Annotated in this window: 7 protein-coding genes; all 7 read right to left on the minus strand. The window is 33.2% G+C overall.

Going from position 1 to position 9,249, the window contains the following annotated elements; all coding sequences use genetic code 11:
* Positions 1–32: 32 nt before the first annotated feature.
* Complete coding sequence (locus KJ971_06775) at positions 33–2,192, minus strand: MMPL family transporter (GenBank protein MBU1145540.1); 2,160 nt, start codon at positions 2,190–2,192, stop codon at positions 33–35.
* Positions 2,193–2,322: 130 nt separating this feature from the next.
* Positions 2,323–3,483 (minus strand): 3-phosphoglycerate dehydrogenase, encoded by a 1,161-nt coding sequence (locus KJ971_06780; GenBank protein MBU1145541.1) that lies wholly within the window; start codon positions 3,481–3,483, stop codon positions 2,323–2,325.
* Positions 3,477–4,565: a 3-phosphoserine/phosphohydroxythreonine transaminase gene (gene serC, locus KJ971_06785; protein MBU1145542.1), complete on the minus strand. Its 1,089-nt coding sequence runs from the start codon at positions 4,563–4,565 to the stop codon at positions 3,477–3,479. The genes KJ971_06780 and serC overlap by 7 nt, the downstream gene beginning before the upstream one ends.
* Positions 4,566–4,570: 5 nt before the next feature.
* On the minus strand, positions 4,571–5,770 hold the full coding sequence (locus tag KJ971_06790; GenBank protein ID MBU1145543.1) for a DUF1015 domain-containing protein: 1,200 nt from the start codon (positions 5,768–5,770) through the stop codon (positions 4,571–4,573).
* A gap of 1 nt (position 5,771) precedes the next feature.
* Positions 5,772–7,118 carry an NADP-specific glutamate dehydrogenase gene (gene gdhA / locus KJ971_06795; GenBank protein MBU1145544.1) on the minus strand — a complete coding sequence of 449 codons (1,347 nt, stop codon included), beginning with the start codon at positions 7,116–7,118 and terminating at the stop codon, positions 5,772–5,774.
* A gap of 263 nt (positions 7,119–7,381) precedes the next feature.
* Positions 7,382–8,485, minus strand: coding sequence for an alanine racemase (gene alr / locus KJ971_06800; protein MBU1145545.1), 1,104 nt, complete (start codon positions 8,483–8,485; stop codon positions 7,382–7,384).
* A gap of 11 nt (positions 8,486–8,496) precedes the next feature.
* Positions 8,497–9,249 (minus strand): HAD-IIA family hydrolase (locus KJ971_06805; GenBank protein ID MBU1145546.1); only part of this gene is annotated, 753 nt, incomplete at its 5' end.

A 9,249-nucleotide genomic window follows, 5' to 3' on the forward strand; every position in this document is an offset into this window, starting at 1 on the left:
TATATATATTTGCTTAAAAAAATGGGGGATATTTATCTTTTAATATTGCTTCTAATGATCCATTTATCAAAAATATAAAGTAATTGTGGCAAGATGACTAGAACAAATAACATTGATGTTATGGCTCCAATTCCAATCAGTAAGCCAATTTGCGAAATGGATACAATGGACGATATAAAGTAAATCGTAAGTCCAGATACCGCAAAAATGATAGCGGAAGTAATAATGGAAGGCGCTGTTTCAGAGATTGCTAACATAATTGATTTATCTTTCGAAGTGATTTCTCGCTCTTCAATGTACCTCTTTCCAAGTATAATTGCATAATCAATGGTGGCTCCCAGTAAAATCGTTGATACAATCAAATATCCTAAAAAGATAATTCTTGTGCCAAAGAAATAAGGAATCGCCATCGCAAAGAATACAGCGGCCTCAATGACCAAAGGTAACACCCAAGGCATGATGAAGTTTCTAAAAGTAATAAATATAATAATCATGATAGAGATAAGAGCGATAAGTAAGACAATGAGATAATCCGATGAAATCACTTCTTTGATGTCATAAGCAAAAGGAGTTGACCCAATCAAATAACTTTCTTCAAATGAAACCGAATCGACTAACGCCTTAATTTCTTCGTAATAAGCAAACGATTCGGCTGTTTCTACATCGGAATCAAGATTAATTTTAATTAAAGCATAATTTTCAGAGTAAAAATTAGGTAAATAGAGATTTAAAGTCTCAGGGTCAGTAATAACCGATTTGTAATAGATTCCTGCATCGACACTATTTACGAAGTCAAGGTTTGACAAACCTTGATAAAGCGCTCCTTCTTTTAAAGGGTCAATGCTTGTTAATATAACTATTTGATTTTCTTTTCCAAAAGTAGACTCTATATAATTGATATCATCATAATAAGTAGAACCCTCCGAACTTGAAAGAGCAGAGTCTCCATAAATGAAGACATTATGACTTTGAAAATAATAGGCAGGTCCAATGACTAATAGTAAGAATATCAAAAAGACAAAACGGCCTTTGTAGATGAATTTAGAAATCTTTGAAAAACGAATGAAATACACTTTGTGTGTTGTTTTATCAATCCATTTACTAAACAGTTTAATTAAAATAGGCAAAACAACTAAAGAGACAATCAAACTAAAGAAAATCGCTTTTGCAAAGACAATTCCAATGTCAAGTCCAATCGTAAATCGCATGAAAATTAATGCAAGAAAACTAACTCCAGTTGTTAGTGCAGAAGCGATAACTGGTTTTTTAATCTTCTTCATTGCGTTTTTAATTGACGTATCAGTATCATTGCCCAGTTCTTTTTCATGGTGATACGAATTTAAAATAAAAATAATATAATCCAGTGAAATGGCAAGCTGCAAAGCAAGAGCCATACTTGAAGTAATAAAGGATATACTTGGAAGAATTGCGTTTGTCCCAAGATTTAAAATAATAGCCATTCCAGCAACAAGCCCAAATATTAAAATATCCACAAATGATTTACTCATAATTAATAAAATAATTAAAATAATTGGAATAATAATTATCGTAATTTTAAATACTTCAGAAGAAATGGTATTTCTAGAAAATATAGTGGAAATTGCTGATCCACTCATCGAGTAATCATAATTTTCGCCGTCAAGGTAAGTAGTAATTTCATCTACAGCCGTTTCGGTTTCAGAGGATGAATTTGAAGTATCAAATGAAACGAGAAAAAGTGATTCTCCTTCATTATAAAATGAAGAGATTGTACTAAAAAACTCTGTTTTTAATGCTTCAGGAAATCCATCCACAAGACTCATAAATGCTTCTGTATAACTTAACCCAAGACCTAGTAGATAAGACATTGTCGAATCTAATACAGCTGCTTCTTCTAAGCCAACTTGGCCTTTAATAATCTCAAAGGTAACGGGATTAAAATAATCATCTAAATAAACCACTCTTTTAACATGGTCGATGTTTTGAATCTGTGTTTTTACGAGTAAAGCATCCGAAACGGAATTCTCATCAAATGCAATTCTTGCATAAGAAGTACTTCCAAATTCTTCTTCTAAAAGTGTAAGTCCAATTTTGGACTTGGTATCACTTGGTAAATATTCAGCTAAATCATAATTTACATTTACTTGAGTAATCAAAATTCCAGCAACAATTGTTAATAAAGCAAAAATTGTTAATATTATTTTTGATTTCATACTCATTCTCCCTTTATTTTAAAAATAAACGTTAGTTTATTTTTATCCCATAAATTAATTATATTCTTGAATTGTGAAGTTTTTGTGTCAATAAAGTAAAAAAACAGAAAAATCTCTGTTTTTTTGTTTTTTAGATTATTCTTACTTTTATTACACCTTCAATGCCCATAAAGGCGTTTAAGGTTTCTTCTGAAATCTCTTGACTTAAATCGATAAGAGTCGCACCATAGTTTCCTTTAGTTTTGATAACTAAATTAATTACTTCATTACTAGAAGACGTTTTGGAAAGAACACTCATGAATTCATTAATCAGTTCTTTTGCTTGATGAAGTAAGAGTACTCTACCCTTTGATGTTTTCACTCCAGCATCTAGATTTGGAAAATTCACAGAATGTTCAATGTTTCCCTCTTCGATAAATTTTCTTAACTCTAAGACAGCCATCACTGCACAATTGTCTTCAGATTCGACTGTGGAAGCACCTAGATGAGGAATGCAAATAACGTTTTCCATATTAGACGTTTTATAGTTTGGAAAATCCGTTACATATTTATGGATGATGCCTTGCTCCATCGCTGTTTTTAATTGATCATCGTCTACTAATTGATCTCGACTAAAATTCAAGATGGTTAATCCTTTTTTCATTTTCGCAAATACGTTTTTATTAATCATGTGTTTGGTTGAATCGAGTAAAGGTAAATGAAGACTGATAAAATCAGAGTTAAAATATACTTCATCTAGTGTAGATACAATATTGATTTCTTGTGGTAATAAAACTCTTGCTTCTTCGCTTAAGAAAGGATCATATCCAATCACATTCATTCCTAAATCAAAACAAGCTTGTGCTACTTTTCCACCCACTGCTCCAAGTCCAATTACGCCAATGGTTTTTCCTAAAATTTCGGTTCCACCAAATGCTTGTTTTGCCTTTTCAATGGATTTTAAAATGAGTTCATCGTCATTATGTGCTTTGACCCAGTTTACTCCAGAAATAATATCTCTTGAAGCAAGTAAGAGTCCTGCGATGACTAGTTCTTTTACGCCATTGCTATTAGCTCCTGGTGTATTAAATACAACGATTCCTTGTTTTGCCATTTTTTCTAGAGGAATATTATTCACTCCAGCTCCGGCTCTAGCAATTGCTAAGACATTTTGGTTAACATCCATTTCTAACATGTTAAAGCTTCGAACAAGTAAAAGACTTGCGTCTTCTACGCTTGTAGTTACTTGATAAGTTTTTGATAATTTATCAAGTCCTATTTGTGAGATATTATTTAAACAAGCAACTAACATGATTTGTGTTCCTCTTCAAATTTTTTCATGAAGGAAATTAAAGCTTTCACGCCTTCAAGAGGCATAGCATTATAAATCGATGCTCTCATGCCACCTACTGAGCGGTGTCCTTTTAAGTTTTCAAATCCTGCAAGTTCTGCTTCTTTTACAAACAAACTATCTATTTCGGTGTTTCCAGTTACAAACGTTACATTCATTAACGAACGATCTTCTTTGGCAACAGTTCCTTTAAATAAATGGCTTTGATCTAAGAAGTCATATAACAATCCTGCTTTTTCTTGGTTAATCTTTTTCATCGCATCTAGTCCACCAAGATTTAATAGCCATTTGAAGACAAGTCCACAAATATAGATGCCATAAGTTGGAGGAGTATTGTACATCGAATTTTTATCCGCATGAATTTTGTATTGTAACATGGTTGGTGTATTTGGAAAGACTGCTTCTGTAATTAAATCTTCACGAATGATGACGATGACGGTTCCAGCAGGACCAATATTTTTTTGAGCTCCTGCAAAGATTAATCCGTATTTTGAGACATCAACTGGTTCTGATAAAATACAAGAAGACATATCTGAAACCAATACTTTTCCTAAGGTATCTGGTAATGTATTAAATTTGGTTCCATAAATGGTATTGTTCTCACAGATATAAACGTAATCTGCATCTTCTGAAATAGGTAAGTGATCTAAATTTGGAATATAAGAGAATGTTTTGTCTTCGCTTGAAGCAATTTTTGTGATTTCTCCATATTTTTTCGCTTCAGCAAAGGCTTTTTTAGCCCATTCACCAGTTACGATGTAATCTGCTTTTCCCTTTTTTAAAAGGTTCATGGGAACCATTGAAAATTGGGTATGACCTCCACCTTGTAAAAATAGTATTTTGTAGTTGTCTGGAACATTCATTAATTTCTTTAAATCTAAAATGGCCGTGTCTAAAATGGCTTCAAAAGCTTTAGATCTATGACTCATTTCCATAACAGACATACCTGTATCTTGGTAACATAACATTTCATCAGCTGCTTGTTGTAACACAGGCTCTGGTAATACCGCAGGCCCAGCAGAAAAATTATAAATTCGTTTCATTTGTATTACTCTCCTTTTTGAATCTTTCGACATTCCATGTAGTATCTTTTTTCTCTGGCTTCTCCAAGTGAAAAAGATTTTCTTGGAAGAACACCATGTAATTTAACATAAGGAAACAATTCATCCCTTTTAAGTGGAGGGAAGGTGATACCAATGCTTCCTGGGTTTTCTTTTACTACTGTTTTAAGGCTATCAAGTCCGTGAACAAAATCAATCTTTGTTTCAGGGTGTTGTTCTAAATACTCATCTAAAAAATCTTGAATAAGTTTTATAGTCGTAAAAGGATTGTCTGGTACTTTAACATAATGCGTTTTGTTCTTTTCAATAATGGAAAGAGATTCTTCTCCATCTAGCGCATTGGTAAGTTTTGGAATAAAATCAGCATCAGGGTGAAAAAGCACCCTGTGAATGGGTTCAAAAGTCAGACCATCATCGTATAAACTAATGACTTCAACTAAAGCAAATCTTTGAGGGTGAAGAATTTTTTCTTCTTCTGTTAATGTACTTTTAATCGTTTCCCAACAAACTTTTGCACTCGCTAAGGAATGATTCCCGTCGCCTACTATCATTTTGATTTCATCTAAGTTGGTTTCTAATTTTGATATAATTGAATCCGTGTCTTTAATTTTATAGCCTTTTAAATGCCCACCACTCATATTTAATTCAAAATCGTAGACGATTGGATAATGTTCTTTCGAAAGATAAAGTTCTTCGATAATTCTATCTTCTAAGTCATCGATTAATACTAGAACGTGTGGAGATTCAATCGGTGCATTTTCTCTAATTTTTACACGAGGCGGAATTCTTTCTTTAACCGTTTTTTCAGAAGCAACAATTTTGGAAACTTTGCCTTCTTCGTAAACGTATTCATCTAAATCAATCATTAAAACAAGTCCAAGTCTTCGACTAGTAAAAGGCGTTTTGCGTTCCACTAAGATCATGCATTCTTCTTCATCAAATAAATGATGAGTCAAATACTTTTCCATATTGTGATTGACTTGATTGATTTGAATATAGGCATCTTTTTGTAAAAAGACTTCTGGCAGTATAAGGTGATAAGTGGATGGCACGCCATCCACAAATTGTTTTAATGTATTCCAGTACTCAGGTTCACTCGTGAATTGATCACATGCAATAACGGCCCATTTTGTTAGATCGATTCCTGCTTTAGGAAGAAGTATTTTGGGGGTTTTTACATATGCCATATTACAATATGCCTTGATCGACCATTGCTTGATAAACTCTCGTAAACCCGGCAATATTCGCTCCTACAACTAAATTTCTTGGGTCGGTAAAACGACGTGCAGCACTGTATGCTTTTTTGAAAATATCAGCCATGATGACTTCTAATTTTTCATCTACTTCTGCATAAGTCCAAGGATAATGCATAGCATTTTGACTCATTTCAAGTCCAGATACAGCAACTCCACCAGCATTTGCAGCTTTTCCAGGTGCAAACAATACGTCATGTTTTTGGATGTATTTAGTAGCATCTAGAGTTGTTGGCATATTTGCGCCTTCAGCAATTAAGAAACATCCGTTTGCGACTAAAGCTTTTGCGCCTTCAAGTTGTAATTCATTTTGAGTAGCACAAGGAAGGGCGATATCGCATGGAGTATTCCAAATATTAGATGGATTGGAATCGAAACTAGCGTTTGGTCTAAATTCTGAATATTTATCTGAAAATTCTGGGGATTTTTCTGTTAACATTTCAACGATATTTAAATCAAGGCCGTTTTCATCATAAACAAATCCTTTTACATCGGACATTGCCACAACTTTAGCACCAAGTTCTCTTGCTTTTAAAGCCGCATGTAGTCCAACTTTTCCAGATCCAGAGATGATAACTTTTTTATCTCTAAAATCATCGTTACGATAAACTTTTAACATTTCAAGAACAAAGTAGCAAAGTCCATATCCTGTAGCTTCTTTACGAACCAAAGATCCACCATAGCTTAATCCTTTGCCAGTTAAAGTTCCAGTTACTTCGTTTCTAATTTTTGTATACATTCCATACATATAACCGATTTCTTTGTTTCCTACACCAATATCTCCTGCAGGAACGTCTGTGTCAGGGCCAATATGACGATATAATTCTAACATAAAGTTTTGTGAGAAACGCATGATTTCTCCATCACTTTTTCCTCTTGGATCAAAATCAGATCCACCTTTTGCTCCACCCATAGGAAGTCCAGTTAATGCGTTCTTAAAGGTTTGTTCAAATCCTAAGAACTTTAAAATGGATTCATTTACGGAAGGATGGAATCTTAATCCGCCTTTGTAAGGTCCAATGGCCGAATTAAATTGAATTCTGTACCCGCGATTTACATTGATTTTACCTAAGTCGTCAATCCAAGTCACACGAAATTTAATGGTGCGTTCAGGTTCAATTAACCGTTCCATAATTGCATTTTTTTCGATGTTTGGGTCTTCTAACACAAGAAAATCCATGGATTCAAAAAACTCTTCGATTGCTTGTAAATACTCTGGTTGTGACTCATTTCTTTCTGAGATGCTTTTGAATAAATCATTTAGATACTCACTTTTAAACAATTTTGTCGCCTCACTTAAGTTATATTTAATCGGTTGTTTTTAACAACCGCTTATCCTTTTCGTAAAAAAAAGCATAAACATTGAGATTTTGCTAGTTTTTAGGGTTATTTTTTCCTTTCTTTTAATTAAAAGAAGAAAAGCACTTTCAACCGAATCTATTATACAATGAAAGCGCTTTTTTCTCAAGGATTAATTTTAGTTTTTTTTGTGTGAATGTGATAGACTAAAAATCATTGATTGCATAAAATTTTCCTAAAGTTTCTTTACTGATAGATTCTTTTCACTCTTTGACTAATGCTTGTTAAAATTTCATAATCAATCGTTTGTAATGTTTTTGCAAGCACGCTTGCTGGTTTTTCTTTTCCAAAAACAATCACGTAATCTTTCACCTTTATTTTTGTAGCATCTGTAACATCACACATGCAAGCATCCATACAAATGGTGCCAATTTGCAGAAGTGTTTTCCCTTCAAATAGAAAATAATCTTTGTTTGATAATCCTCTTAAGTAGCCATCGGCGTACCCGATGGCAAGGGTTGCAATTGTTTTATTTTCAAGAGATGTAAATTTTCTTCCATAACTTACCGTGTCGTGAGGTTTGATATTTTTCAGTTGTACCACTTCTGCTAAAAGTTCCATAACTGGTTCTAGATTAAGTGTCGTTTTTACGGGTGGATATCCATAAAGAGCAATCCCAATTCGAACCATATCTAAATGCATAAAAGGATATTGAAGGGTGGCACTAGAATTAGCACAATGTCTTATTCCAACTTCAATTTTTTCTTTTTTTAGAAGATCTAACAACTTCATAAATTGATTGAATTGTTTTTTTGTAAACGTTGAATCTTCCTTCTCAGCTTCTGCAAAATGAGTATAGATTCCATGAAGAGACAAATGAGGTAATTGTGAAATTTGTTTGATTTCATCTATCGCTTTTTTAAAATCTTCTTCTTCATGACAATACATTCCAAATCGAGACATACCTGTATCAATTTTTATATGAATTCGGATGGGTTTTCCTACTTTATTTAAAGATGATGCATACGCATAAGTTGACACAGTTTGAATGAGAGAATACGCATTTAAAATCAAGGCATTTTCAGGGTCGGTTTTTCCAAAAATTAAGATATCGCTTTGAAGGCCTGCTTCTCTTAATTCAATGGCTTCTTCAAGACACGCAACCGAGAAAAACGTACAACCGATTGATTCTAAGTAAAGAGAAACTTCTTTTGATCCATGTCCATAGGCGTTTGCTTTTACGACACTTGATAAAAGAACATCTTTTCCAATATGATTTTGAATGAGATTGTAATTTTGTTTTAGTTGATTAAGATCAATTACTGCTTTGCAGCGTTCTGGTTTATTCAAAGAGTCACCTTCTATTCTTTTAAAGAAGTAAGAATTTCTTTTACACTTTGATACACAAAATCGGGTTTTACAATGCTTTCCTTTATATCCTTAAGAGTGGCTTCACCAGATAAGACACAAATCGTAGTAACATTTGCATTTTTACCACTTGCAATGTCTGTATACAAACGATCTCCGATTAGAACGGTTTCTTCTTTAGAGAATAAGGATTGTTTTATCGCATAATCAATCATCATTGGATTTGGTTTGCCAATGAAAAATGGTGTTTTTTTAGTTGCATTTTTAATGATTTGGGCAAAAGATCCACAATCAGGGACGTATCCAAACGCCACAGGACAAACTAAATCAGGATTGGTTCCAAGGTAAGCTACATCTTGTAGTAACACTTCGCATACATCCGAAAGTTTTTGCATGGTTAATTCGGTATCAAATCCAATTAATACCACATCAATTTTGTCTGTTTTAGAAACTGTGATATCTAGTCCTTCTCTTTTAAGTTCTAACACAAGAGAAGTTGTTCCCATTACATATATTTTCTTAAAAGGATACATTTCTTTTAAATACAAAGATGTGGCCATTGAAGAAGTAAAGAAATCTTTTTCAGTTGCTTTAATTCCTAGTTTCATTAACTTTTTAATGTAGTCTTGAACGGATTTAGAGGAGTTGTTTGTAATAAAGATACTGACTCCATGAATGCTTTTAATATATTCAAGTAATTCTAACGTACCATCAATTAACTTGTTATCGATATAGATGGTTCCATC

The organism is Bacillota bacterium, from assembly GCA_018818595.1.
Classification (GTDB): domain Bacteria; phylum Bacillota_I; class Bacilli_A; order Izemoplasmatales; family Hujiaoplasmataceae; genus JAHIRM01.